The organism is Corynebacterium felinum (assembly GCF_030408755.1).
In the GTDB taxonomy this organism is placed as follows: Bacteria; Actinomycetota; Actinomycetes; order Mycobacteriales; family Mycobacteriaceae; genus Corynebacterium; species Corynebacterium felinum.
The window spans coordinates 1-25,274 of sequence record NZ_CP047209.1 but is presented as its reverse complement, the minus strand read 5'-3'; the positions used below and the strand labels follow the sequence as shown (position 1 = coordinate 25,274).

The following is a 25,274-nucleotide window of genomic DNA, read 5'->3' as shown; positions in this document are numbered from 1 at the left end:
CAACCTCCTCACTAACGTTTCGACGTGAAATTAGCAAAAGACGAATTCGTCAATACTGCAAACAACAGCATCGCGCCCAAGAAAAACTTAAACCAGTCAGGATTCCAACCGGCATACACAATTCCCTGATTCGTCATACCAAAAATAAGAGCACCAATCGCTGTCCCCACAGCAGTGCCCCGACCACCGGTCAAAGCACAACCACCAATCACTGCAGCAATAATGTACAAAAACTCATTGCCAATGCCTTGACCAGCTTGAATGGAGTCAAAGGCAAACAGGGTATGCATGCCAACAAACCAAGCAGCGAAACCGACAAACATAAACAAAATGATTTTCACACGGCGAACAGGGACTCCAACCGCGCGTGCTGCCGCCTGATCCCCACCAACAGCAAAAATCCAGTTGCCGAAACGCGTTTTAAACAGCATGTAGCTGGCAAGTGCAACAAAGAAAATCCACCAAAAAACAGTCACGCGCACAGAAATGCCACCAATTGAAACAGACCCAGCAAACACTTTACGTGCCGATTCAAATCCTTCCATATCAGCAATTGAAGGCGTGGCTACCTGACCGGTCACCAACTTTGTAATTGCCAAATTCAATCCCTGAAGCATTAAAAACGCGGCGAGTGTAATTAAGAAACTAGCAATGCCAGTACGTGTCACTAAATAGCCATTTAAAGCACCAATAGCGAGCGATATAATAAGAGCCATAAATGCCCCAACCCACGAATTTAAACCGAGGTTATAATTTAGCATTGTTGCCCCGAGAGCCGCGGTCGTCACCGCCACACCCGAAGACAAATCAAATTCATCACCAATCATGAGCAAGCCGACCGCTACCGCCACAATTCCCAAAGTGGAACTGGCGTACAAAACTGTGGCAAATGCGTCAAGGGTACGAAATGGTGGTGCCACCACCATGAATAATGTGAAAATAACCAGTGCCCCAACGACACTGGTCAGCTCCGGGCGGCGAATGAAAGACTGCCAGGCACTACGAGAGCGTAGCCGGTCATCGCTCATCGCAAGCCAGCTTTCGCAGCTTCAGCGATCAGTTCAACATTGCTGGAGTCGACAAAGCTTGGGCCAGTATAGACAGGGCGTCCACCACCAACAGTGGCACCGTTGCGCTTCGCTAACCACAGGCTGTCAATGGCCATATATCCCTGAAGATAGGGCTGCTGATCAATTGCCCACGCGATCTTATTCGCTGCGATGGCGTCGACAAGCTCAGCATTCGTATCAAACGTAGCGACCTTAGCCGCAGCGCCAGCTTCATCCACAGCATCAACAGCACGCATAGCTACCGACGCCTGCAAGCTCATAATCCAGTCAATGTTCTTCTCTTGCGCCAGCTTTGCCTTCAACGTCGACTGCACGCTAGTGAGGTCTTGACCATTGACATATAAGATTTCTACCTTGCCATTGCCATCGAGCCCCTCAGCAACACCTGCGCAACGCGACTCCTGGGAGGAATTGCCCTGCTCATGAATGACACACAACACATGCTTTGCACCATCTTCAGCTAAACGAACGCCGCCTTGGGTTCCAGCAACCTTTTCTTCCTGCCCGAAGAACCCAGAAATGTTGTAGTTCTTGTATTCCTCCATACCTGCATTAAGGGCAACGGTGGGGATCTTTGCGTCCACGGCCTTCTTGGCTGCAGGGCCAATCGCATCAGCATTGGGCAAGGTCACCACAATACCGTCGACCTTTGCGTCAATGGCAGCCTGGACAAGGTTGGCTTGGTTAGGCGCTTGGGGGTCTGAGGAATAGCGCAATTCCATGTTGTTTTTCTTCGCTGCGTCTTCGGCGCCTTTGCGCACGAGATCCCAGAAGGTATCACCGGGTGCACCGTGGGTGACCATGGCAACAACCATTTTCGGGGTATCGACGCCGCCTGAGGCTACGTTTGCAGCAGAACTTTCAGTTTTTGCTGCTCCGCCCGTTGAGGAGCAGGCACTTAACAGCGCGACTGATCCGATAATCGCGCCCAGCTTCATAAGGATGGATCTGTTTGATAAGGATTTCACTCACGCCATCGTGCCCGATAAATTAAGGGGCGTCAAACATTCTGACCTGCGACTTTAACGATTAAGTACTGTTAAGCTGGCGTGGGTGTGGCGGAAAAATTTTTTAGTGAGATAACAATCACAGAAGTTTTGACACTGTTCGTTGTCGAAAAATATCCCCCCGTAACACCGACACATGAGAACCAGCTGCCCTGTGCCCACACCCGCACCGTTGAGGACAAGGCATTTTTTATTTATTACAAAAATTCCACTTTTATTCCCACCATACGCATAAATTTCATCAGTTTTTTCCCAATACCCTCAATAGCAAATGAGAAGCAATGCGTAGGCAGATCTTTCTATCTAATAAGTGCTACTATCTGCTTCAATCACGAGATCATATGTGATTAAATCACAGTTTTGAACATCGAAGAAAGAGGACATTCTGCATGCGAATTCAAGAATCATCTACCTCAGGTCGGCGTTTGGCCACTGTCGCTTTAACCCTCGTGGGTCTGAGCGCAACATTGGTAGCACCAGCATCTTTAGCAGCGCAAACATACCCCATTTGGGTTGGGAAAATTCAAGTCACCGATGAGAATAAGAATGACGTCAAGGGCGATGGAACGGTAAGTTTCAATGCGGAAACCTCCACATTAACGCTCAAAAAAGCAACGTTGAATGAAGCACGTGAAGTAAAATCCGATTTCCGAGACGCATCGGCGATCTACTCGAATCTCGAAAAACTTACACTCGACATTCATCAATCTAATTCCATTGATCTACCTCGATTTAACGGAAATACCATTGCAATTATGCACACAGGATCTGGCCCCTTGACAGTGACTGGCCAAGGAAAGCTGAATGTCACAACCGCTGAAGCAACCAGCACAAATAGTGGTCTGCATTCCCACGGCCCCATTGTTTTCGACGGCCCTGAGCTTACTTTAAAGCCAGGTGAAGCGAATAGTCTTGTTGCTTCGGGCATCTTTAGTACCAAAGATATTTCCATCAATTCAGGATCCCTCACAGTAACAGCAAACCGCGCTGAACAGACTAGTTATGGCATTTATGCTTCAGGTGCTGTTCATCTTCGCGGTGGTTCGGTTTCTGCTCAAGGATTTGTTGGGAATGCAGCCGATACTTTGCAAAGCTTTGGTATCCGTGCCGATAACCTCGTCACAATTGATGATGCCTCGGTGACTGCTCGTGGTACTACCAGAGCTTTCCACGATGCTGTTACCCTTAGCAAGGACGTGCCCGTACGCGTGAATGCACGCACAACTGCTCAAGGTGCGCAAGTCTGGAATATGACCGACCCCTTGGGTGGAGCAAATTCTCCATACTTGTTTGTACAGGTCAATTCTCACAATGCACTTGTGCCCCCTTCCTCTTCTGAGAATAGTTCGTGGTTAACTCCGTTATTGGCGGTCATCGGCGCCATTGGCGGACTGGCAACACTCATCGGGGCTATTGCTGGGATTTTTAAAGCTGGGCTCATTCCAGCACAGATCCTTCCACAGCAGGTACGTATGGCACTCGGAATCTAAACAGCGTCTGTTTCACTGTCGATTAGTGCTTCCTTCATGGCAACCGCAGCTTGTTGCCATGAAGGATTTTTTCATAGCATTAAGCCTCCGCGTGGCAGTGTGCACACTGGCTTTGTGGTTGACGGTGTACAACAAACAAGGAGGTTCACAGGTCACAGACGTCGGCAGTCCTACTCTGAGCCTTCAAGTGGCAGGTTTAATATATAAGCAAAATAGTGATTCGACATAGAGTAACTGCTACCTACGAAACTAGAGGTCGAAATTTCATTACTGTGCTGAAAGTCGAATCAGTTTTACTCAATCAATCTTCAGAGATTAATAGCCACCCCAAAGACCCACGGCCCCTCAAAGCCTCCGAATCTGTCAGCGCACAGACTTCCCCAAAAATAAGAGTTAGAGTTTCAGCACACCAACCAAAAAATGACCTGCGGTTTTACAAGTAGCACCCGCTCTAACTCTAACTAATAACAAACTAAGAACCCACACACCACGGCTTAAGGGACAAAAAGTGTGGATAAATTACTTCGTTTAGTGGTCTCTAGCTGCGGAAAGTACGTGGTTTCGTTTTTTCATCAGTTCCAAACCTAGTTTCATCGGAATGTACATACTTCTCACCATGAGTGTGGTAATAGGATCTGCTTGCTGGTGGTGCTAAGCCAGCGGCATGACTTCGAAGAATCGAACTTCATGTTCATTATCTGGACGCAGGCTTGTGAAAATGGAAAGCGACTACGGCAGGTGCTCAACGTTGGATCTGCCTATCGTGCAAAGCATCAAGTGTTAACACCTGTCTGCACACCACACAAGCGCGACACTTCATGATCTTCATTGGTCGGGAAAGTAGGTGAAGCCACTGCCGGTAACGCGTGGACAAAAGAACCACATGAACGCCAAGGCCACCCTAGCGGTCGACCCGCAACATACGACAATGGAATCGATACAGAATGGAACCCCAGCTTAGGGATAAGAAAAGGCTGGGACGGAAGACACTAAATCCACACAAAATGTCCCTTAACGCGACACGCCGCAAATCCACACTTTTTGTCCCTTAAGCCCACACCACCCCACAACCACCCCAAACACAAAAAAAGAAGACCACACAGCTTTCACCGTGCAGCCTTCCTTCTAGCTGTGGAGCATAGGAGAATCGAACTCCTGACCTTCTGCTTGCAAAGCAGATGCTCTACCAATTGAGCTAATGCCCCATATTCCTGGTGGGCCTAGCAAGAATCGAACTTGCGACCTCATCGTTATCAGCGATGCGCTCTAACCGACTGAGCTATAGGCCCTTAAGGAACGAAAAGAAACTATACCGCACGTCTTAAACTTTTAACAAAACGGCTGGTAGATCCCCTTTTCCTTCCTTGTTTTTCGCGGTGCTTATTCGCTTATTGTTCACCTACTTTTCCATCACGGTGAAGTAGGTGGCTGAGTGCGCCGGATTGGGCTCGGAGTTGATCAGGGGTTCCTTGCTCAACAATTTCACCGCGGTCCATCACGGCAACCCAGTCGGCGGCGTCGATATGCTCAAGCACATGCGAAATTTCAATGACTGTCACGTCGGGGTGATGGTGAGAAAGTCGTTCGCGCACCTGTTTCACAAGGGTGGGGTTTAAGTGGGCGGTGAATTCATCGAGCACGAGTACGCGGCCGCCGCGCAGGAGGGCTTGGGCGAGGGCGAGTCGTTGGCGTTGCCCACCGGAGAGCGCGTGGCCGGCTTCGCCCACGTTGTCGTTGAGGGAGATTTCCCCATCGAGGCAGGCGAGGTAGAGGGCGTGTGTGAGTTCTTCTTCGCTGGCTGTGGGCTTGGCGAGGCGAAGGTTGGCGGCGACGGTGTCGTGGATGGCGCGAATATCTTGGGTGACAATAGCGATCGCGGCGCGCAGGGAGTCGAGGGTGTAGTCGCGAATATCTTTGCCGTCGAGCAGGATCTGCCCTTCAGTGACATCCCAGTAGCGGAGAAGTAGTTTGGCGATGGTGGATTTACCTGAACCGGTGGTCCCCACAATATTTACCCATGCGCCTGCGGGTACGTCGAGGTTGATGGTGCGCACGATGGGTTCGGTGGCACCTTCGTAGCTGTAGCTAACGTTGTTCCAGCACACGCGCACACCGGGGCCATGCGGGGTGAGTGTGTGGGCGCCGTCGTCAAGCTGAAGCCCAGCGTTGGATAGTGCCCAGACGCGGCGGGCGGCGGCGAGTGATTGGGAAAGATGGTTGCCTAGGTCGCTGACTTCGTTGATCATGTCCCAGCAGCGCCATACTGCGAATGTGAGAGCGACGCTGAGTGCAAGGTTGTCGGTGGCAGGGATGAGCATGAACACGACCGACATGCGGGCACAAGCAACTAGCCCGGCGCGGGTGCCGACGATTCCGCTGCGGCGGATAATGGCGCGTGTCAAGGTTGTTTCGTGTGCGGCAAGTTCGGCGTGGCGACGCTCATGCGCGCCGTATCCGGTGACTTCCCTGACTCCGCCGACGGAATCGGTGACATGTTGTGCCATCCTGCCCCGTATTCCGGTCACCCCGACGGCGTAGCGGTAGGCGCTGGTATCGATCGTGATGATGATCACGAGTAGGAAGATCCCGGCGGCGATGAGGCCTTGAATGGGTGAAAGGATAAGCGTTGTGATCAGCACTGCGGTGGGGACGATGAGTGCGGAAATTACTGGTGCGGTGGTGTGGGCAAAAAATACTTCGATGTGTCCTATGTCGCGGGTCAGTCGGGTGAGCATGTCGCCGCGCCCGACCGCATCGTGGCCGGTTCGGCTGACGATGGCTGGCGCTTGGGGGTAGATGTCGCGGAATACGCGGATGCGGATTAGTTCGAGGGCTTTGAAGGCGACGAGGTGACCGAAGTAGTGCTCTAAGTAGCGCAGGAAGGCTTTGGCGAGCGCTGATGCGATCATGATGAGTATGACCTCGCGCATGCTGAGTGTGCGGGCAATGATCGCGTAGGCGGGTACGACGTAGAGTACGATTCCCAAGATTTGGTTGAGAATGCGGCACAGCGTGGAAAGCCCGAGCGGGCCGAGCACGGGTGCGGTGATTGAGGTCAGCCAGGTGGCGAGCTGATAGATGGTGGGTTCTGCTGTGCGGGTTGTGCTCATCGTTGACGCTCCTTGAGCTTTTTGTCGGATACTTCGATCACGCGGTCCATGTGGGTCAGTGAGCTGGTGCGATGTGTGACCATGATGAGGGTGTAGTCGGTGCCGAGATCGTTGATGGCTGCCAGGATTTCGCGTTCGGAGGCGAGGTCGACGTGCGAGGTGGGTTCGTCGAGCAACACGATGCGTCGCCCGGAGATAATGGCGCGGGCGAGCGAGAGGCGTTGTGCTTGCCCGCCGGAAATGCCGAGTCCTTGTTCCCAGAGTGGGGTGTCAAGGCCGTGGGGCAGGCGCCGGATTTCGTCGGCTACGTGGGCGCGTTCGAGGGCCAACCACATGTCTTTTTCGGTTGCGTTGGGGGCTGCGATGCGCAGGTTGTCGGCAATTGTTCCGCTAAATAGCCAGGTTGTTTGGGCGACGCTTGCCGACGCCGCCCGCAACATCCCTGCTCGTTTGAGGCCCGCAGGTGTTAAGGTTGCAGGGATTGCTGCGTCTGTGAGGTCGCCGACACCGGCCACGGTGATGGTGCCTGTGGTGGGGAAAAGATCACCTTTGAGGAGTGACAGGAGGGTGGATTTTCCTTGGCCGGAGCGTCCGATGATGCCGATGCGTTCGCCTGCGCGGATTGTGAGGTTGGCGCCGTGAAAGAGTTCTTCGTCGTAGCCGAAGTGGAGGTCGCGTATTTCAACTACGGTGTCACTGTGCACAGTCGATGTGGGGGTATTGGGGATGCTGAGTGTAGTTTCAGCGTCGATTCCGCGTGTGCGGAGGAATCCGAAGATTCCGCGTTGCCCACCAAGTCCGCTCATGCCGACGTAGAAGAATGCTCCGACTTGGTCCATGGGTTCGAGAAGAAGCATGCTGAGGCCTAAAAGTGTGATGGCTTGGCCTGGGCTGAGGGTGTTGTTGGAGACCCCATAAAGTCCGAGTCCTGCTGCGGTGGTGACGAGTGCGAGGCTGAAGGCGGAGTCCATGGCGAAGAGGATGAGTTGGTTGCCGCGCAGAAGTTTCATCACGGCTACGCGGTTGCGCTCCCCTGTTTCTTCTAGTGTGCGCGCGACGCGCCCTGCTGCCCCGAGAAGTTGCAGGGTGCTGAGTGATTGTAGGGCATCCATGTAGGCTGCAGCGAGTGCTTTGCGTGCGTCTTGGGATTCGGAGGAGACTGTGGAGACTACTTTCCTAAATCCGATGACGATTGCGGGCACGACGGGGATCATGGCGAGCATAATCAGTGCGATTGTTCCTGAGACTGACCAGGCTACTGCTGCGATAACGAGGAGCGGTGCGCTGAGTGAGGCGATGATTTGGGCGATGAATCCGACGCGCAGCGCCATCATTTTTTCGCTTGATTCCGTGGCTAGTGACACGACTTCGCCGGTGCGGGTGTGGGTGGCGCGTGCAGGTCCGGCGGCGAAGACTGCGTCGATGATGCGGTGGCGGATGTGGTTTTCTTCCGCGATCTGCCCGCGGGCTTGAATCATGCTGCGCGCAATGAGTGTGAGGGCGACAACCACAGGTCCTGCGGTGATGTGGATCCATGCGTGTTGCTTGTCGACGATCATGCCTGCGCCCATGATTGTTGCGCACATCCCCACCACAGAAATCCAGGTGAGAATTACGCTTGCGATGATTGTGCCTCGGGCTTGCCGGCTCAGCCGATATGGCGCCGGTAGCTTCTTAGCTTTGGATTGCCTAACATGCATACTTCTTATGCTAATTGGCGCAGGTGTATCCCCCAATCAGAAGGGGTGAACACCTATCCTTCCGGTTTACTCAATACCCCCACGGTTTCTTTTATGCAATAACGGATTTTTCTTAAGAAAAAACTATATAAAAAGCGTGTTGAAACTATTTTCGGGCAATTAAAATGACATGTATTTTCACTACCCGACGTGTGTCTTGCCAGGCATTCTGCTGTGAATGCCTTCCCCTACTGGTGGTCACCGCACCTTGAGGAGGTATCTTCACCATGAAAAAACACTTATGCGCAGTGTGCTTATGCGCTGTTCTGCTAGTAGGGTGCGCCCTAGCGCCAAGCCCGCAGTCGGAAAATGCCCCAGTACTTACCACCCTCGCATCGCAGGTTCAGCCACCACCTTCTGCCGATTCCACGAAGAGTCGTGCCGCTAGTGATATTGGAATTTTCGGTTTAACTGCGCCTGATGGTGCCATCGAGGTATCGCAAGAGGAAGGGCACGAGTACGATCCGCAGGTGCGTGGAATGATTCCTGATATTGAAAAGTATGATCCGCATTTCTTTCGCTGGATGGGCCAGTACCCGGATATCCCCTATGAACAGCTTCTAGAGATGGTGCGTGCCGAATTGGATGGCAGAAATCAATCCGCTGAAATTTCAGGGATGAAGTTTGCTGAGATCACAAGTATCCAGAATCCTTTTTCTCTGGAATCGCTAGAAGACGGCACTGTTTTTAAAGAGCACCAGTTGTGTTGGGAAGAAAAGATCGACGATCATGCCTACCGCCTGCTCAGCATTTTCGTACGTGAAATGGAATTTCCCGATCGGCGTATTTCTGGGCTGGAATACTATTATCAATCCCCCGCCCACGTGGATTGCAATGTCCAGGCACAGTTGGATTTTTCCCAGATAGCCGGCGGTTTCTAAATTCACGCACGTAAACGCATGTGTTTTTTATTCTGGTGTCGATACAACAGCCCACTGAATGGGTTTTTTCCCTCGACCATACACACTACCGTCAGCTTCTAGCTGGTCGAGTAAATAGCGGACGCGCCTGTGGGTGGCTCCTGTCTTTTCCGCCAGATCTTTCACCGTCAGTGGGGATTGCCCAAGCAAAGTGAGCACCGACGTGCGCAAATCAGTGGTCTCTAAAGTTTCGGTCTGCGAAACAACACCGCTGGTAGACAGCGTGTACTCACCTTTCGAGGTATGTACTAATATCCCCATTGATTCCAGAGTTTCCAGAATGCGGTGTGCCTGATCGCCATCAAGATTGAGCAGTGTTCGCACTCGTGAAATTGTAATTTTTTCCTCGTTCCGGGCGGTAACTAAAATTAATCGCGATTCATGGTCAAGGTCATGCTTATGATAATTATCCTTTAACCAGCGTAGATCAGTTTCGCCGAGAAGGCTTTGTGCAGATATCTTTGCGGTAAAGCTAACTCCGGAATCAAAAAATAGAGGTTCCTGTAGCCCAGCCGATCGCAATGTGTGGCGCACATGTGTGATTCCACTTCCTTCGGCTTCGATTAACCGAGTTCCATCTTTGAATCGATATTTTTCACACAACCGATAGATGGTTTCATTCACAGGCCTTCGGCAGTATTGGTCGCCAAGTTGTTTGACGGTGATTCCACGCAGCCCGCCTGGGCTCGAAATAGTTAGCACGTTGTTATTCAGGCGCACATCAACATATTTTCCAGCTGACAAAGGGCTCACGTCACGGTGAACCAAGGCATTCGCAATAAGCTCACGTACAGCGACTTCGGGAATTGATAGTGTGTCAATAGCATGTCCATCGGCGCGATAGCTGATGAACTGTGGAAGAGTTTCTGCCGCCCAGTTCATCAACCGTGAAAACATGACTGGAACTGGCCCCTCGATGTGTTCGAGATTAAAATTACGCCGATTATTTAAAGAATATCTAATCTGCTGCGCGGCACTAGCGCCCCAGCTGGGTACCCATTGCTGTGGGTATTTACTCATCACATAAGCTCCAGCTACGGTCAGCTTTCCACTTTTCGAAACAACTCCAAGTTTGTGCAGTACATCGTCATCAGTAAGCTCGGATAAAAGTTGGGAACCACTTCGCGCATTTTTCAGGATTACTTCAGTGATATCTGGATCAAGATCATCAAGGGAGGAATCTTCTACAAGAATGCGATCACTTGGCGTACGAATAGCCGCCATTTCAGCATTGAGCTTTTCATGCTCAATCATGCGGACATCAATAGCGGAAAGCTCATAGTCCCCATCAGCCTGCCGTAAATATGCTTTCCCTTTGAACCTACACGGACGTTCATTCAACGGAATCGGGTCAACGGAGCATAACACAACGTTTTTCCCCGATAGTATGACCTCGGAAAAATGCACTGTAACAACAGGATTGAGAAGTTGCTCGTTGCGTGCCTGACTCGCAATTCCCTGGTACATGGCAGCAACATCATCGACACCTGTTGCTATAAAATCTTGCTTTTCATCCAATCCGATAATAATCAAACCGCCATTAGGGGAATTAGCGAACGCACAAAGTGTCTCCCCTACCGAAGGAACCCCACCCTTCCCCTTTTTCACTTCGATTTGACGTTTGTCTCCACCAAATCGACGAAACTCAGTGATGAGATCGTGAAGCTTGTCTGCAGTCCAATTGTGCATCGATGAATTGTTCACAGCAGCATTCCTTTCACTCACTAGTTTTGTTACAACCAATGTGACAAATTTCCTGCTATTTTACACAAAATTACAAGCTATGTGACACTAAGTTACAAAATGTCACACCCAAAGTGACAAATTTCCTGCAGTTTTACAAAAATGTGACACTAAGTTACAAAATGTCACACCCACCAACTCTGTGGAGCACGGCAGTGCTGGCGCGGAAGTTTTTCAGGCGCGCCCCTCAAAGACCCCGAATCTATCAGCGCACAGACTTCCCCAAAAAATAAGAGTTAGAGTTTCAGCACACCAACCAAAAAATGACCTGCGGTTTTACAAGTAGCACTCGCTCTATCTCTAACTAATAACAAACTAAGAACCCACACAGCACCCCACAACCACCCACACACAAAAAAGAAGACCACACAGCTTTCACCGTGCAGCCTTCCTTCTAGCTGTGGAGCATAGGAGAATCGAACTCCTGACCTTCTGCTTGCAAAGCAGATGCTCTACCAATTGAGCTAATGCCCCATATTCCTGGTGGGCCTAGCAAGAATCGAACTTGCGACCTCATCGTTATCAGCGATGCGCTCTAACCGACTGAGCTATAGGCCCTTTCAGGAACAGAATGAAACTCTATCCGAAGAACCAGATATTTGGCAAATTGCCAGCTCTTTCCGGCTATCAGCAACACTGATGTGAACAGTTTAGCAGCACAGTGCACGGTCTTGGCAAATTCATGCACAACGCCCCCTGATCGCACCCACTGTAGGTAGGTGAAATAAGGGGGCGTAGAACTAGGCGTCGACACGCGCAAAAAGTACTAGAACTCCTCGCGCAACGTCACCTTCACCCCACCGAACAAATCAACGCTTGCGTTATACACAACCGCAATAAGCGGGGCCAAGATAGACGCAGCCAAAGTCATCAGCGCGCCCAACAGACTTGCAAGCGACAACACAAGGCCAAACGTGATGGTCTGGGAACCGCCCACGCCACCAATCACATCATTCACCTTGTCCCACACGCCAGCAGCATCCATGCCGAAATACAGCAAGGTCACGCACAACACCCAGGCAGCCAGACCCACCAGCGAAAGGGTGAACGCCGTGCGGAAAACAGTCAGCGGCGACACCCGCGTAACCGTATGCACACGCGTAGCCATTAACTCTCCTCACCCTCGTTCAAAATCTCATCGATCGTCTCTTGCTGAGTGTTCACGAGGGCATTCTTTGAAATTTCCTTACCCGTTGCCACAGCTTCAGCTTCTTCCTCGCCTTCGCCCTCAACATTGCGGTCGATAGCCAACAATTCAACGCCATCTTCCAAGTTAACCAAGCGCACACCCATCGTTGCACGAGAACTTGGGCGAATCTGATTCACCTCAGTGCGGATCACACCGCCAGCGGAAGTAATAGCGAAGATCTGATCATCCTCATCCACAGCCAACGCACCAATCAACTTGCCACGCTTCGGGTTGTACTTAAAGGTCACAACACCAACGCCACCACGGCCCTGAGTCGAGTACTCCTCCATAGCCGTGCGCTTGCCGTAACCACCCGAGGTAGCAACCAGCAAGAACTCGCCATCGCGAACCACAGTCATGGCGAGCAGCTGGTCGTCGCCCCTAAAACGCATACCCTTCACGCCAGCAGTGGAACGACCCATTGGGCGTAACTGCTCATCATCGGCGCGGAAGCGAATCGACTGGCCTTCCTCACTGACCAGCAACAGATCATCCTCATTGGAGCACAGTGCGGCACCAATCAGCTTGTCGCCCTCATTCAGGTTGATGGCAATCAAACCACCGGAACGATTCGACTCGTAATCAGACAAACGAGACTTCTTCACGCGGCCCTGAGCGGTCGCCAGAACCAGGTAAGGAGCATCCTCGTAGCTTTGGATCTGAATTACCTGAGCAATACGCTCCTCCGGCTGGAATTCCAGCAGGTTAGCCACATGCTGGCCACGCGCAGTACGCGATGCCTCAGGCAGCTCGTACGCCTTGAGACGGTACACGCGGCCGAAGTTGGTGAAGAACAAAATCCAGTCATGGGTGGAGCAGACGAAGAAGTGACGAACCACATCCTCCTGCTTCAACTCCGCCCCACGAACACCCTTGCCACCACGGCGCTGCGACTTATACGCATCCACCTTGGTGCGCTTGGCATAACCGGTAGAAGTAATGGTGACCACCACGTTTTCACGGGCAATCAAATCTTCTTCGGTCACTTCACCAGTAGCGGCAATAATCTCCGAGCGACGCTCATCGCCGTACTTATCCACGATTTCCTTCAACTCATCGCGAACAATCGAGCGCTGGCGGGAAGGCGAAGCCAAAATATCCTTCAGATCAGCGATCTCAGCCTCAATAGTGGCCAACTCATCAATGATCTTCTGACGCTCCAGAGCAGCCAAGCGGCGCAGCTGCATCGCCAAAATCGCATCAGCCTGAATATCATCAATATCCAGCAACTGAATCAGACCACTACGGGCAATATCGACAGTCTGGGAGCTGCGGATCAAGGCAATAACCTCATCCAGCATGTCCAAAGCTTTGACCAAACCACGCAAAATGTGGGCGCGCTTCTCAGCCTCATCCAAACGGTACTGGGTGCGGCGCACAATCACTTCGATCTGGTGCGCCACATAGTTACGCAACATCTGATCCAAGCGCAGGGTACGAGGCACACCATCAACGATGGAGAGCATATTCGCACCGAAATTAGTTTGCAGCTGGGAATGCTTATACAGGTTATTGAGCACCACACGAGGCACCGCGTCGCGCTTTAAGGTCACAACAATGCGCATACCCACACGATCGGAAGATTCATCCTCAATCTTGGAAATACCCGCCAGCTTGCCGTCGCGCACCTGCTCCGCAATGTTCGAGATCAGATTATCAGGGTTAACTTGGTATGGAAGCTCCGTAATCACAATGGTCTGGCGACTACCCTCTTCCTCAATGGAGGTCACACCACGCATGCGGATAGAACCGCGACCAGTGGTATAAGCATCCTTAATGCCCTGAGTACCCACGATCAAACCAGCAGTGGGGAAATCAGGACCCTTGATAAAGCTCATGCAGGCTTCCAAGGCCGCAGCCTCATCAGCGTCGGGGTTTTCCAGCAACCAGTAGATGGCGTCGGCAAGCTCACGCAGGTTGTGCGGCGGAATGTTCGTCGCCATACCCACAGCAATACCGTTCGAACCGTTCATGAGCAGGTTCGGAACACGCGACGGCAAAATGTCAGGTTCCTGAGTCTTACCATCATAGTTCGGGGAGAAATCAACAGTGTTTTCGCGAATATCGCGCACCATCTCCATCGCCAGCGGGGTAAGACGACACTCGGTGTAACGCATAGCAGCGGGGCCGTCGTTACCGCGGGAACCGAAGTTACCCTGCCCATCCACGAGCGGGTAACGCATATTCCAGTCCTGGGCCAGACGCACCAGGGTGTCATAAATTGCGGAGTCGCCGTGCGGGTGGAACTGACCCATGGTGTCGGACACGGGGCGGGCGGACTTCACATAACCACGGTCGGGGCGGTAGCCGGAATCGTACATCGCGTACAAAATGCGGCGGTGCACCGGCTTCAAACCGTCGCGGACCTCGGGCAATGCGCGGCCGACGATGACCGACATGGCGTAGTCGATGTAGGAAGACTGCATCTCCTCGTTCAAGTCGATCGGGTGTACACGATCGTATGAATCTCCGGAGAAGAGATCGTCGCTCATAGATGGGCGCCTTTCTTACAGCAAAATAGAATGAACTTTTCCCATTCTACTGTCTCATGCACCGTTTTTTGGCTTTCTGTGGAGCACACAACACTCAAAACGGTATCATTGTGATACCACTTCAGTGGACATGGCGGGCATGCAGCAACCCCGTCCCCCGCCGGCGAAAGGACAAACACATGGCAATGACCCTGCGACTCAGCCCCGACCACGACCGCGCGCTCACCCTCCTTGCCCACGCACAAGGCATCAGCAAACACGAAGCTGCACTTCGCGCCATCCTCGCGGCTGCCACACGCACGCTTGACGACGCCCACATCCACGCCCTCGCCACCGAACTACTCCCTGGACACAAGGCTTTAGAAGACCGCATTCGCCGCGCCACCCCCACGCACTAAAACAAACATGTCACTTCCCCACTTCAGCCCCCACCAACTCCTCCACATCGCCGATGTTTTTTGCGCCGATTATCACGTCGATGTCATCGACTACGCTGCGCTCTGCGCCTGCGCCGCAGTCACATCCGCCAGCATTGCTGGAGTGCGCGTGCATAAAACAAGCCACGCTGCAGAAGAAAGCCTGAAGAAAAGCATTATGAAGCTCCAGCCCCTTTCGGGAAAAAATGACAGCTTCGCCCAATTCGCCGCTAGTGTCTACCGAACCTTCGGCGAGTACCGACACCAGTAATTTCCCAGCTCACATATTGAGTTTTTCTCATCAGAAGAATGCAGTGTGAAAAGAAAGTTCAAAGTTATCGCGCGGGAGCGGACAGGATACCGAAGCAGGATCGAAGTGATGTGTCAGGAAGAACATTGCACACCACTGCCGAAAAGCATACCTATGAATACGTGGGGATTGATTCAAAAATACTGATTCGACTTTCAGCACACCAGTGAAAAATTGACCTGCGGTTTTACAGGTAGCACTTGCTCTATGTCGAATCAATATTTCTCTTATATATCCAAAGCCCCACGACCCTACTAAGAACAGTGCTACCGATACACACATAATCACAAAGTAGATGCGGTAAATGCCACGCTCGTGAGTGACGATCCGACTTCCGTGTCCTAGTGATCTTTGTAAGTAGCTCGCGGTCGAAACTTAAGCGATGCCCAACACTCAAGCACGCGCATGTTTAGGATCAGCGTGTTTTTCATGATCACAACCACTACAGACCTCTGAACACTTGGTGTCGCCGTTCCGCCCATCAATCCCAAAAACCACAGGTCAGCGTTTCATATGCACCTTCCCAGTGAGAAAACCTCAATAAAGTAGCAGCATGACTGCCACCTTTATTTCTTATGTAGTTGAACGTGTGCCTACTTTTCCGCCGCGAAGTCTTGCGCTAGTTACACACCACCATGTAACATTTGTGACTGTTGTGATTGCAGTTATTTAAAGTGATTAATGGGGCACTTTTCCTCGCACTTTGAGGCATACTGCGGCGGAAGAATTACAACATACAGCGATCGTTATCGTTGACAGCGTAAGAGAATCCTGTGAGTCTGTGCGATGTCATACATGACGATCGCTTTTCCATATACAGTAAAGTGAAATCGTTTTCTACGAATTTCTTCAGCCTCGGCTGAAATCCCCTTTTCCGCATTTCCTAGGAGGATGCCACCTTATGTCCGATCTTTCTATCCTGCTCGGTGACAAACGCGAAGCTCTCGCTCACGAGTTGGCAGGGCTTGCAGAAAACGCCGTTGAATCCAGCTCCGGAATCTCCGGAATGGCAGTCAAAGGCTTGCTCGCCGCAGCAAAGAAAGTCAACTCCGATATCGTCTCCAAGGCAGCCAACCGTCTACTGCCAGAAATCCTGGAAACTCTCCAACCACGCTGGTCTGAATACAACGCACAGGGAACCGGTGATTTCGGCACCTTCCTCAACGCAAACTCCGACGCCGTCGTGGATGACATCTTGGAAGTTTTGGACCGCAACGCCCAAAAAGTCGACTTCCCAGCAGTCCAAAAGGGATACAACTCCATTCGTTCCAAGGCTAGTGGTCTCATCAAACCACACCTGCCAATGCTTGGCGATGTGATCGAACGCCACATGAAGGCAGCTTAAACACAGCACATACTGCTTAGACCAGTGCTTTCTTTGAAAGAAAGCACTGGTCTTTTTTGGATTAGAACATGAACACACTCACCCCGCGCGGTACATGCGTTCGCTTGCACAAGGAACACAAAATGCACCTTATGCCTGAGCTTTTGATCCAGACATAAGGTGCATCACTGCATTTTTTACACGTCGAGGAAACGAACATCCTTCGCGTTGCGCGTAATAAAGGAACGACGAGCAGCCACATCATCACCCATCAAAATGGAGAACAATTCATCGGCACGCTGAGCATCCTCAATATCCACACGACGCAAAATACGCACCGACGGATCCAAGGTGGTTTCCCACAGCTCAGACGCATTCATCTCGCCCAGACCCTTGTAGCGCTGAATGCCATCATCCTTGTTGATCTTACGACCAGCAGCCAAGCCCTCGGCTAACTGCTCATCACGCTCAGCATCCGAATACGCGAAGCCAGGCTCACCCTTACCCCACTTCAACTTGTACAAAGGAGGCTGAGCCAAATACACATGGCCCTGGGCAATCAACTCAGGCATGAAACGGAACAGCAAGGTCAACAGCAGCGTTGCAATGTGCTGGCCGTCGACGTCGGCGTCAGCCATCAACACAACCTTGTGATAGCGCAACTTCGAAATATCGAACTCATCGTGAATACCGGTACCCAAAGCGGTAATAATCGCCTGGACCTCAGTATTCTTCAGCACCTTATCCAAACGAGCCTTCTCAACGTTCAGGATCTTACCGCGCAGCGGCAAAATAGCCTGATACATCGAATCACGGCCCGCCTTCGCGGAACCACCTGCGGAGTCACCCTCCACCACGTACAGTTCCGACTTCGACGGATCCTTCGAACGGCAATCAGCCAACTTACCCGGCAGACCCCCCAGATCAGTCGCAGACTTACGACGCACCATTTCGCGAGCTTTACGCGCAGCCATACGCGCATGAGCAGAAGACACTGCCTTATTGACGATGACCTTCGCCTCAGCAGGATTCGCATCCAGCCAATCCGACACATGCTCGTACACAGCCTTCTGCACGAAGGAACGAACCTCAGAATTACCCAGCTTCGTCTTCGTCTGACCCTCAAATTGAGGATCACCCACACGCACAGAAATAACAGCAGCAAGACCCTCACGGCAGTCATCACCAGTGAGGTTTGATTCCTTTTCCTTCAGAAGCTTGTGCTCACGGGCATACTTATTCATCAACGACGTCAGCGCCGCACGGAAACCTTCCTCATGCGTGCCACCCTCAATGGTGTTAATGGTGTTTGCAAACGTATGCACCGACTGGGAATACCCAGAGTTCCACTGCATAGCGATCTCCACCTCGTGGTCATCGCCCTTAGCATCGAAGCCAACAATGGAAGGGTGAATAGCGGTCTTGGACTTGTTCAGATGAGAAACGTAATCCTCAAGGCCATTCGGGTAGAAGAAAGTCTTCTTCTTTTCCTTCTTCTTGCCCTTCGTTGCCGCCTCCGCAGACTGCGTATCAACAGTGTCGTCGATATCGTCCAAGGACACACCTTCAGCGTCCTGCGACTCCGCCAACGCCTCCAGCTCAATCTCTTCGTCACTCGCGCGCTTATCGGTCAGGGTAATGGTCAAACCCTTATTCAAAAACGCCATTTCCTGCAAGCGACGCGCAATCGTGTCGAAGCTAAAAGTGGTGGTTTCAAAAATCTCAGCATCAGGCCAGAAACGAATGGTAGTACCGGTACCCCGAGCGCCACCACCCTCAACCAAAGGTTCTGGGACAGCACTGTTGAAATTCTGATACCAGTGCTTACCGTCGCGCTTAATGTCAGCCTCAACACGGGTCGACAGAGCATTCACAACGGAAATACCCACACCATGCAGACCACCGGAAACTGCATAAGAATCCGAGTCGAACTTGCCACCAGCATGCAGCTGGGTCATAACCACCTGCACCGTTGGTGCACCAGATGGGTGCATCTCGACGGGGATGCCGCGGCCATTATCGATCACCTCAATGCCGCCGTCGGCAAGAATAGTGACCTCGACCTTATCTGCATAGCCGGCCATTGCTTCGTCAACAGAGTTGTCGACGACTTCCCACACCAGGTGGTGCAGACCACGCTCGTTGGTAGAGCCGATGTACATACCTGGGCGCTTGCGCACTGCCTCGAGACCCTCGAGGATCGTAATCGATGAGGCGCCGTATTCGTGTTCAGCGGTTGCCACGTGAACTAGCACTCCTTTAAAAATTTTAGAGTTAGACTGTTTCATTCTACACTGCCTACTCCCCTACGTGGTAGCACCGAGCGCGCGCCTAAGGCGCAAATAGGGCCGAAATCATTAATTTAGTCTTTCCGATCACCTCAACAAGCCCCCTGCAACACCCAGATTTTTCTTAAGAATGCGCTTTTTTAGCGTCTCGACGCCCCCACCTACTTCCCCCTACCCAGCACCGTGACGACGCGAGGAAGGCTCAGTACAAACAGCCAACCCCACACAGAAAAAATTTAAGAAAATTTTTATCCATAAGTATCCCGGGGGCCACGGCCTTTGACATGCAAAGGACCATGCCGCCAGCTTGGAGTGTGCGGACCAAAAATCTTTAGTTCAGTAACCACATCCGGGCCGACTTGTTGCGCAATTGCTTGCAAGATCTGACGCTGCATCATACGTAAATTTGTTGCCCATGCAGTGGAATCACAAGAAATAAACAGTGATGTTTCCTTCAACATCTCCACCTTGGTATGCGCAGCAACGTGATCACCAACCAGCTCATCCCAATTCGCCTGAACCCAACCCCCAGCAAGGTTGTGATTCCACCCCCTCTGCTTAATCTCTTTACGCAAAAGCTGCCCAAAACCCTCCAGGCTGTACTGGCCATAAGGGATGTAGCGCCCATCTTTACCCGTAGGTTTACCCGGCAACCGAGGAGTGTTGCTTTTCTTCCTACGCTGAGGCGTAGAGGTACGCTCCCGATTTAAATCTGGAGCCTGACCAGTACGCTTTGCTGCTTCTTGGCGCATACGGGCGAAAGCAGCCTGAACAGAGTCCACATCTGGTGCAGAATCCTTCGAGGAATCAGAACGGGGCGAATCCGGGTTCACAGGCTCTCCTTCCAACCAGGAAAAATAACAGATTGCACGTACATGCTACGAAAAACTACGAAGCAAAAACAGACACGCGGCCTTCGGGGGTTTCTTGAACATCAACAGTAAAACGATGAGTCACTGACGCAGCCAAATTCTCCGGCAAATCGCCATCCACAGCAGCCGTAATCAACACCTGCTCAACATTTTCAGTCATCGCAACAAGACGTTCCCGCCTACGCTGATCCAATTCCGAAAACACATCATCAAGAATCAACACCGGATCAGTGCCATCTATCCGCAACAACTCAAACTCAGCAAAACGCAAGGACAACACCATCGACCATGTTTCGCCATGACTAGCAAAGCCTTTCGTCAACGTCGATCCCAACATGACATCAAGATCATCACGATGAGGACCAACCAAAGACATACCCCGATCAATCTCTTTCGAGCGCATATACCCTAGCTGAGCAAGCATGCTTGCCTCTAGAACTTCCACCTCTGCTGTCGGATCTTCCGCACAACAAGGAACAGTGGAACGATATTTTATAGATGCCGGCCGCGATTCCGGAGCGATCGTGTGATACGCCTTTTTCAACACTGGCTCCAACTCCGCTAAAACCTTCAACCTGGCATGAATTAATTCAGCACCTAACTGAGCCAGTTGGCAATCCCACACATCGAGGGTTGCTAACGCACCATCATCAGCACCATACCCCCGTTTAAGCCTCTGACCAGCACTTTTGAGCAAGGAGCTGCGTTGGCGCAAAACCTTGTCATAATCAGCTTTAACACCCGAAAGACGAGGCTTACGGGTACACACAATGGTGTCGATATAACGACGACGCTCTGCAGGCTCCCCCCGAATCAAACTCAAGTCTTCAGGACAAAACAGCACCGTACGCACTACACCCATAAGCTCCCGCGGGGACGCCAATTTCGTGCGATTAATCTGTGCTTTATTCGCCGAATGCGGATTAATCAGCAGATGAGCTGTCAGCTCCCGTCCTTCATTGACAACGGTCGCAGAAATCCTTGCGTTACTTTGACCTTGACGCACCAAAGGAGCGTCATGGGCGACTCTATGTGAACTCAAATGTGCCACATACCCAATGGCTTCAACGATGTTTGTTTTACCAAAGCCATTCCGGCCAACAAACAGCGTTATCCCAGGCTGGAGTGCAATTTCGCACTCCGGCCACGAGCGGTAATCCCGCAATGAAAGCTCACGAATGTACACGGCGAAAACCGATCAACCCAAGAAAAAGTCGGCTTAGCCTGGCAGGCGAACAGGCATGAGCAAATAAGTGAACTCAGTCTCTGGAGTAGGGAACATACCCTCCTCATTTGCCTCTGGGAAAACTTCAGGTTCCGGAATCAAAATAGCAGGTCGGGACGGCTCAGTGAAGCCGAAAACAACCCGATCAGTACGAATCACATTCAAACCATCACGCAAATAACCAGGGTTGAACGCAATCAACAGCTCTTCATCAGACGAATACGCACAGGGAACAGCCTCTTCAGCATGTCCAGCATCCGAACCACCAGCGGACAAAATAACCTGGCCCTTAGAAAACTGCATACGGATCTGAGCATTGCGATCAGCAACCAAAGACACACGCTTAATGGCATTTTGCAGCTCAGAAATCTCAATACTTGCCATCGACTTATGCACCTTCGGCAGCAACGGAGCCACATTAGGGAAGTCTGCATCCAACATGCGAGTAGTGGTCTGGCGATCATCAATGTGAATACCAAACAGGCCTTCAGCACCAATGTTTTCACCAGTACCAACAGCAATCTCAACCGGTTCAGAAGAATTTGCGTCCAAGGTACGGGCGTTTTCTACCAAGTTTTTGGCAGGAATCAGCAGCTTCGCTTCGGCGTCGGCAAGCGCAGGAACCCACTGCAGGGTGCGCAAAGCCAAACGGAAACGGTCAGTCGCAGTCAACGTAATGTTCTCGCCACTGATTTCCATGTGAATACCCGTAAGCATGGGCAAGGTATCGTCGCGACCCGCCGCAGCAGCAACCTGAGTGACAGCATCAATGAACAAACGGGGATTAATCGCACCAGTAACCGCAGGCAGAGTCGGCAAAGTTGGGTAATCATCCAAAGGGATGCTCGGCAGCTCGAAACGGGAAGAACCACATTCCAGCTGAACAGTGGAGCCTTCCACGAAAACCTTGACAGGCTTCGATGGCAACGTTGCTGTAATTTCAGCGATCAGCTTACCTGCTACCGCAATGCGACCTGGTTGCGTTACCTCGGCAGGAATCCGAACTTTCGTCGATACCTCGTAATCGAAACCAGCAAACTCTAAACCTTCATCATCTGCGGTAATGAGCATCGCGCGAAGAACTGGCTGGGTGGGTTTTGCTGGCAGGTTTCGTGCAACCCATGACACAGCGCTCGCCAAGTCATCTTTTGCTACTTGGAATGCCACAGCGTTGACGTCCATGTGCTTCTTCGCTCCCTTTGAAACTACAAAATTGTACAATGCGCACCCTTAAACCGCAGTTCAACGGCCCTTTCACGGGTGCAAGAAAAATGGTTCTTTGAAAAACCAAGCCAGAAACCCCTGTCTCACAACAACCATAAAAACCTCGAAGTTGATGTCTGAACCTCGATGGTTTTCACAATCTTGTGAGCAAAGTGGCTACAGGCAGGCTCACAAATGCACAACAACAAACCTACCTGCAAAGCACGGTGGGCAAAACTCCAACGGCAAAAATTTTTCTTTCCCTCCGAGCTCTTTCGAGCCGGTCGGAGAAAAGTTTTCCCCAACCCTTCTTTCTTATAGAAGATTTTAGTAATTACATTGGTAACAACAGTAGGTGCTGTGCAAACTGTGGAAATGGGGTCTTTTGCGCTGCTAGTCCGTGAAATCGCAAGTGTGCGTATCCCTGTGCTTTGCCTGTGGATAACTTTGAAATTTTGTGGATAACTTTTGGAGTTCCGAGTTATCCACATTTGTTCCAAAACCATCCACCGGTATTCCACAAGTTTTTAGCAGTTGTCCACAGCCCCCGTATCTTGGGCTTTTACCCCAAAGAGCGTGACGGAGATCACTAAATTACAAGAGTGGAATTACAAAGCTGTGAATAACTTTGTGGACATTGTGGAAATCGATGGAATAATCGCAGGTCAGAGTGCATGTGAGTTATCCACAGATTTTAAAACTGCAGGTCAAGTGCCTGTGGAATTCTTTTCATTTTTCTCCACAAACCACCCCCGCCTGACTTTCGGACATCACTACTTTGTTCTCCATTCCCTTCATCCCTACTCCCCTCCCATCCATTCTGATCCCCTTTTGCTCTTTTCTTCGCACTGATTGCCTTGAGCCTTCGTCGCATCCTGTTCATCGGTGAAGTTTTCTTCGGTTACACACGCGATGCTCCGGATGAACCCATGGTGGACGTGAATGAACAAAGCCTTGGTCGTGACTGGCTGGAATTCGGTGCACATACTCGTGTCGATGAAAAAGCTTTTTCAGCGTATTTGTGCATGAAAAACTCCCGTTGTCGCAGCGAGAAGCTGCACCAACGGGAGTGGGAAAAAATTTATTTTTTAATTGCGCCCATAATTTTTAATCATGGTGGTGAGCTTTTGGATCTCATCATAAGTAACTCGCTTTTCGGTAATTTCCTTCCGGATTTTACGCTCTGCATACATCACAGTGGTGTGATCCTTGCCACCAAAATATTCGCCAATTTTCGGCAGCGAAAGCTCAGTGAGCTCACGGCACAAATACATAGCAAGCTGGCGAGCATGCGCAATCGGACGTGACTTCGTTGTAGAAATCAGCTGTTCAACACTAATATTGAAGAACTCTGCAGTCACCGCTTGGATGGTTGGCGCAGTAATCTCAACACTTTGTTGATCGGGCGCAATATCACGCAAAGCCTCTTCAGCCGTTGCAAGATCAATGGGTTTATGATTCAGCGAAGCGAAAGCGGAAACACGAATAAATGCGCCTTCCAATTCACGGATTGAAGAATTGAATTGGGAAGCAATGAGCTCCAAAACATCACGAGAAACCACAATATTATCGGCCTGAGACTTCTTGGAAAGAATCGCAATACGGGTTTCCAGATCAGGGGGATAAATATCGGCAATCAAACCTGCTTGGAATCGGGTGCGCAAGCGATTTTCCAACGTAGTCAACTGGTTTGGCGGACGATCTGAACTGAGAACCACCTGCTTACCGTTTTGCTGCAAAGCATTAAACGTGTGGAAGAACTCTTCCTGGGTGCCTTCTTTACCCTGCAGGAACTGAATATCATCAACCATCAAAATATCGAGGTTCCGGTACCGGCGTTTGAAGGATTCCTGCCTATCGTCACGCACCGAGTTGATGTAGTCATTGGTGAATTCTTCAGACGAGACATACTTGATACGCAAACTTGGATGCAACTGCTGTGCGTAGTTGCCAATCGCATGCATCAAGTGAGTCTTGCCCAAACCAGAATCACCCCACACAAACAGTGGGTTATAGGCCCGTGCAGGTTTCTCAGCAACCGCAATAGCGGCCGAGGCTGGAAGTTTATTGGAATCTGACACCACATAAGTATCAAAGGTGTAGCGCTTATTCAGGCTGGTTTCACGGTTCGGATTATGCGCAGGAACCTCACGCGCACGTAACGCTGGGGACTGCTCCTTTGGAGTTACCACAGCAGGTGGGTGCTGATCCGCATGTGAGGTTTCCCAACCCGTGGGCTCTACACGAGGAGTAGTAAATGCAGGGCTTTGCGCAAGATGATGCAAGCTCGCAGCGGTTTCAGGAGGGGTTGGAGTATTTTGTTGCGCAGCAAAACCAGGGTGTGACGAAGCTGCAGGTTGCGGCTGATATTCAGCAGTGTGCTGGTGGGTAAAATATTCTGATGCCGAAGCCGGTGCCGGTGTTGCCGGTACCGGTTCCAAGACAGTTTGGACAGGTTCTGGTGCCGGAATGACTGGTTTAACAGGAGGCGACGGTTCCGATACGTGTTCTGTAACCCTGGCAACAGGCACAGGCTGCTGAGCAGGAGGGGCTGGTTGTTCAGCAGGCTGTAAAGAACCTTCCGGATCAACAGTGACAGCTAAAGAAAAAGCCCTCCCCATCCGCGCACCCAGCGCCTGGCAAATAGCGGTAGAGAGTTCGCTTTCAATGAAATCTTTCGCGCGCTGATGCGGTACAGCAAGCACAGCAACGCCCTCAACCAATGCGATTGGTCGCACAACCTTGAGATACGCGCGTTGCTGCGATGTGAAAGGGGGTGCGCCGTTGTGAGATTCCGCGCGGATTTGCGAAATCTCATCGACGACAGCACTCCATGTACCCACGAGCGATGTGTGAGTGGAGTTTGAAGCAGCCAC

17 protein-coding genes, 4 tRNA genes and 1 pseudogene are annotated in these 25,274 nt (G+C 51.3%); 6 read left to right on the top strand and 16 right to left on the bottom strand.

Annotation, left to right across the window (positions count from 1 at the left end; genetic code table 11):
* Nucleotides 1-11: 11 nt before the first annotated feature.
* Together CFELI_RS00110 and CFELI_RS00105 are read right to left on the bottom strand one after the other, a co-directional pair.
* On the bottom strand, nucleotides 12-1,028 hold the full coding sequence (locus tag CFELI_RS00110) for an ABC transporter permease (RefSeq protein ID WP_277103253.1): 1,017 nt from the start codon (nucleotides 1,026-1,028) through the stop codon (nucleotides 12-14).
* Nucleotides 1,025-2,008, bottom strand: coding sequence for a substrate-binding domain-containing protein (locus tag CFELI_RS00105; protein WP_277103254.1), 984 nt, complete (start codon nucleotides 2,006-2,008; stop codon nucleotides 1,025-1,027). The genes CFELI_RS00110 and CFELI_RS00105 overlap by 4 nt, the downstream gene beginning before the upstream one ends.
* Before the next feature lie 458 nt (nucleotides 2,009-2,466).
* On the opposite strand from CFELI_RS00105, the gene CFELI_RS00100 reads away from it, so the two are divergent.
* A complete protein-coding gene (locus CFELI_RS00100) occupies nucleotides 2,467-3,567 on the top strand; it encodes a hypothetical protein (RefSeq protein ID WP_277103255.1) in 1,101 nt (366 codons plus the stop codon).
* A gap of 834 nt (nucleotides 3,568-4,401) precedes the next feature.
* Nucleotides 4,402-4,560: pseudogene (locus tag CFELI_RS00095) on the top strand (IS256-like element ISCau1 family transposase); the annotation flags it as partial.
* A 139-nt stretch (nucleotides 4,561-4,699) separates the two neighbouring features.
* On the opposite strand, the gene CFELI_RS00090 reads toward CFELI_RS00095, so the two are convergent.
* From CFELI_RS00090 to CFELI_RS00075, 4 genes are all read right to left on the bottom strand, one after another.
* Nucleotides 4,700-4,772, bottom strand: a tRNA-Ala gene (locus CFELI_RS00090).
* Nucleotides 4,773-4,779: 7 nt separating this feature from the next.
* Nucleotides 4,780-4,856: transfer RNA gene (locus CFELI_RS00085), tRNA-Ile, on the bottom strand.
* 99 nt (nucleotides 4,857-4,955) lie between these two features.
* The gene (locus CFELI_RS00080; RefSeq protein WP_277103256.1) at nucleotides 4,956-6,677 is read right to left on the bottom strand and encodes an amino acid ABC transporter ATP-binding/permease protein; all 1,722 of its coding nucleotides are present in this window, start codon (nucleotides 6,675-6,677) and stop codon (nucleotides 4,956-4,958) included.
* Entirely contained in the window at nucleotides 6,674-8,377 is a 1,704-nt protein-coding gene (locus CFELI_RS00075) for an ABC transporter ATP-binding protein/permease (protein ID WP_277103257.1), read from the bottom strand. The genes CFELI_RS00080 and CFELI_RS00075 overlap by 4 nt, the downstream gene beginning before the upstream one ends.
* Before the next feature lie 266 nt (nucleotides 8,378-8,643).
* Here CFELI_RS00075 and CFELI_RS00070 point away from each other — a divergent pair, with 266 nt between their 5' ends.
* Nucleotides 8,644-9,297 carry a hypothetical protein gene (locus tag CFELI_RS00070; RefSeq protein ID WP_277103258.1) on the top strand — a complete coding sequence of 218 codons (654 nt, stop codon included), beginning with the start codon at nucleotides 8,644-8,646 and terminating at the stop codon, nucleotides 9,295-9,297.
* Between the two features lie 27 nt (nucleotides 9,298-9,324).
* Here the strand turns inward: CFELI_RS00070 and CFELI_RS00065 are convergent, their stop codons facing one another.
* The 5 genes from CFELI_RS00065 to gyrA all read right to left on the bottom strand — a co-directional run bounded on the left by CFELI_RS00065 (nucleotide 9,325) and on the right by gyrA (nucleotide 14,760).
* Complete coding sequence (locus CFELI_RS00065; protein ID WP_277103259.1) at nucleotides 9,325-11,040, bottom strand: ATP-binding protein; 1,716 nt, start codon at nucleotides 11,038-11,040, stop codon at nucleotides 9,325-9,327.
* A gap of 440 nt (nucleotides 11,041-11,480) precedes the next feature.
* Nucleotides 11,481-11,553 (bottom strand) — tRNA-Ala (locus tag CFELI_RS00060).
* Nucleotides 11,554-11,560: 7 nt separating this feature from the next.
* Nucleotides 11,561-11,637: transfer RNA gene (locus CFELI_RS00055), tRNA-Ile, on the bottom strand.
* 208 nt (nucleotides 11,638-11,845) lie between these two features.
* The gene (locus tag CFELI_RS00050) at nucleotides 11,846-12,187 is read right to left on the bottom strand and encodes a DUF3566 domain-containing protein (RefSeq protein WP_277103260.1); all 342 of its coding nucleotides are present in this window, start codon (nucleotides 12,185-12,187) and stop codon (nucleotides 11,846-11,848) included.
* Nucleotides 12,187-14,760 (bottom strand): DNA gyrase subunit A, encoded by a 2,574-nt coding sequence (gyrA, locus tag CFELI_RS00045; RefSeq protein ID WP_277103261.1) that lies wholly within the window; start codon nucleotides 14,758-14,760, stop codon nucleotides 12,187-12,189. Before gyrA ends, CFELI_RS00050 begins: the two co-directional genes overlap by 1 nt.
* A 179-nt stretch (nucleotides 14,761-14,939) precedes the next feature.
* Here gyrA and CFELI_RS00040 point away from each other — a divergent pair, with 179 nt between their 5' ends.
* The 3 genes from CFELI_RS00040 (at nucleotide 14,940) to CFELI_RS00030 (ending at nucleotide 16,831) form a co-directional block, all read left to right on the top strand.
* Nucleotides 14,940-15,158: a CopG family transcriptional regulator gene (locus tag CFELI_RS00040; RefSeq protein WP_277103262.1), complete on the top strand. Its 219-nt coding sequence runs from the start codon at nucleotides 14,940-14,942 to the stop codon at nucleotides 15,156-15,158.
* Between the two features lie 7 nt (nucleotides 15,159-15,165).
* Nucleotides 15,166-15,447 (top strand): hypothetical protein, encoded by a 282-nt coding sequence (locus CFELI_RS00035; protein ID WP_277103263.1) that lies wholly within the window; start codon nucleotides 15,166-15,168, stop codon nucleotides 15,445-15,447.
* Between the two features lie 940 nt (nucleotides 15,448-16,387).
* A complete protein-coding gene (locus CFELI_RS00030) occupies nucleotides 16,388-16,831 on the top strand; it encodes a DUF6918 family protein (protein ID WP_277103264.1) in 444 nt (147 codons plus the stop codon).
* A 176-nt stretch (nucleotides 16,832-17,007) separates the two neighbouring features.
* Here the strand turns inward: CFELI_RS00030 and gyrB are convergent, their stop codons facing one another.
* The 5 genes from gyrB to dnaA all read right to left on the bottom strand — a co-directional run bounded on the left by gyrB (nucleotide 17,008) and on the right by dnaA (nucleotide 25,274).
* Nucleotides 17,008-19,053: a DNA topoisomerase (ATP-hydrolyzing) subunit B gene (gene gyrB / locus CFELI_RS00025; protein WP_277103265.1), complete on the bottom strand. Its 2,046-nt coding sequence runs from the start codon at nucleotides 19,051-19,053 to the stop codon at nucleotides 17,008-17,010.
* Nucleotides 19,054-19,346: 293 nt separating this feature from the next.
* Nucleotides 19,347-19,850, bottom strand: a complete 504-nt coding sequence (locus CFELI_RS00020; protein ID WP_277103314.1) for a DciA family protein — start codon at nucleotides 19,848-19,850, stop codon at nucleotides 19,347-19,349.
* A gap of 136 nt (nucleotides 19,851-19,986) precedes the next feature.
* A complete protein-coding gene (gene recF / locus CFELI_RS00015; protein ID WP_277103266.1) occupies nucleotides 19,987-21,156 on the bottom strand; it encodes a DNA replication/repair protein RecF in 1,170 nt (389 codons plus the stop codon).
* Between the two features lie 33 nt (nucleotides 21,157-21,189).
* The gene (gene dnaN / locus CFELI_RS00010) at nucleotides 21,190-22,377 is read right to left on the bottom strand and encodes a DNA polymerase III subunit beta (protein ID WP_277103267.1); all 1,188 of its coding nucleotides are present in this window, start codon (nucleotides 22,375-22,377) and stop codon (nucleotides 21,190-21,192) included.
* A 1,109-nt stretch (nucleotides 22,378-23,486) separates the two neighbouring features.
* On the bottom strand, nucleotides 23,487-25,274 hold the full coding sequence (gene dnaA, locus CFELI_RS00005; RefSeq protein WP_277103268.1) for a chromosomal replication initiator protein DnaA: 1,788 nt from the start codon (nucleotides 25,272-25,274) through the stop codon (nucleotides 23,487-23,489).

What these genes read in the sequence shown, in the direction of transcription:
- CFELI_RS00110 (WP_277103253.1), bottom strand. Translation starts at nt 1,028, where the DNA reads ATGAGCGATGACCGGCTACGCTCTCGTAGTGCCTGGCAGTCTTTCATT.
- CFELI_RS00105 (WP_277103254.1), bottom strand. Translation starts at nt 2,008, where the DNA reads ATGAAGCTGGGCGCGATTATCGGATCAGTCGCGCTGTTAAGTGCCTGC.
- CFELI_RS00100 (WP_277103255.1), top strand. Translation starts at nt 2,467, where the DNA reads ATGCGAATTCAAGAATCATCTACCTCAGGTCGGCGTTTGGCCACTGTC.
- CFELI_RS00080 (WP_277103256.1), bottom strand. Translation starts at nt 6,677, where the DNA reads ATGAGCACAACCCGCACAGCAGAACCCACCATCTATCAGCTCGCCACC.
- CFELI_RS00075 (WP_277103257.1), bottom strand. Translation starts at nt 8,377, where the DNA reads ATGCATGTTAGGCAATCCAAAGCTAAGAAGCTACCGGCGCCATATCGG.
- CFELI_RS00070 (WP_277103258.1), top strand. Translation starts at nt 8,644, where the DNA reads ATGAAAAAACACTTATGCGCAGTGTGCTTATGCGCTGTTCTGCTAGTA.
- CFELI_RS00050 (WP_277103260.1), bottom strand. Translation starts at nt 12,187, where the DNA reads ATGGCTACGCGTGTGCATACGGTTACGCGGGTGTCGCCGCTGACTGTT.
- gyrA (WP_277103261.1), bottom strand. Translation starts at nt 14,760, where the DNA reads ATGAGCGACGATCTCTTCTCCGGAGATTCATACGATCGTGTACACCCG.
- CFELI_RS00040 (WP_277103262.1), top strand. Translation starts at nt 14,940, where the DNA reads ATGGCAATGACCCTGCGACTCAGCCCCGACCACGACCGCGCGCTCACC.
- CFELI_RS00035 (WP_277103263.1), top strand. Translation starts at nt 15,166, where the DNA reads ATGTCACTTCCCCACTTCAGCCCCCACCAACTCCTCCACATCGCCGAT.
- CFELI_RS00030 (WP_277103264.1), top strand. Translation starts at nt 16,388, where the DNA reads ATGTCCGATCTTTCTATCCTGCTCGGTGACAAACGCGAAGCTCTCGCT.
- CFELI_RS00020 (WP_277103314.1), bottom strand. Translation starts at nt 19,850, where the DNA reads ATGCGCCAAGAAGCAGCAAAGCGTACTGGTCAGGCTCCAGATTTAAAT.
- dnaN (WP_277103267.1), bottom strand. Translation starts at nt 22,377, where the DNA reads ATGGACGTCAACGCTGTGGCATTCCAAGTAGCAAAAGATGACTTGGCG.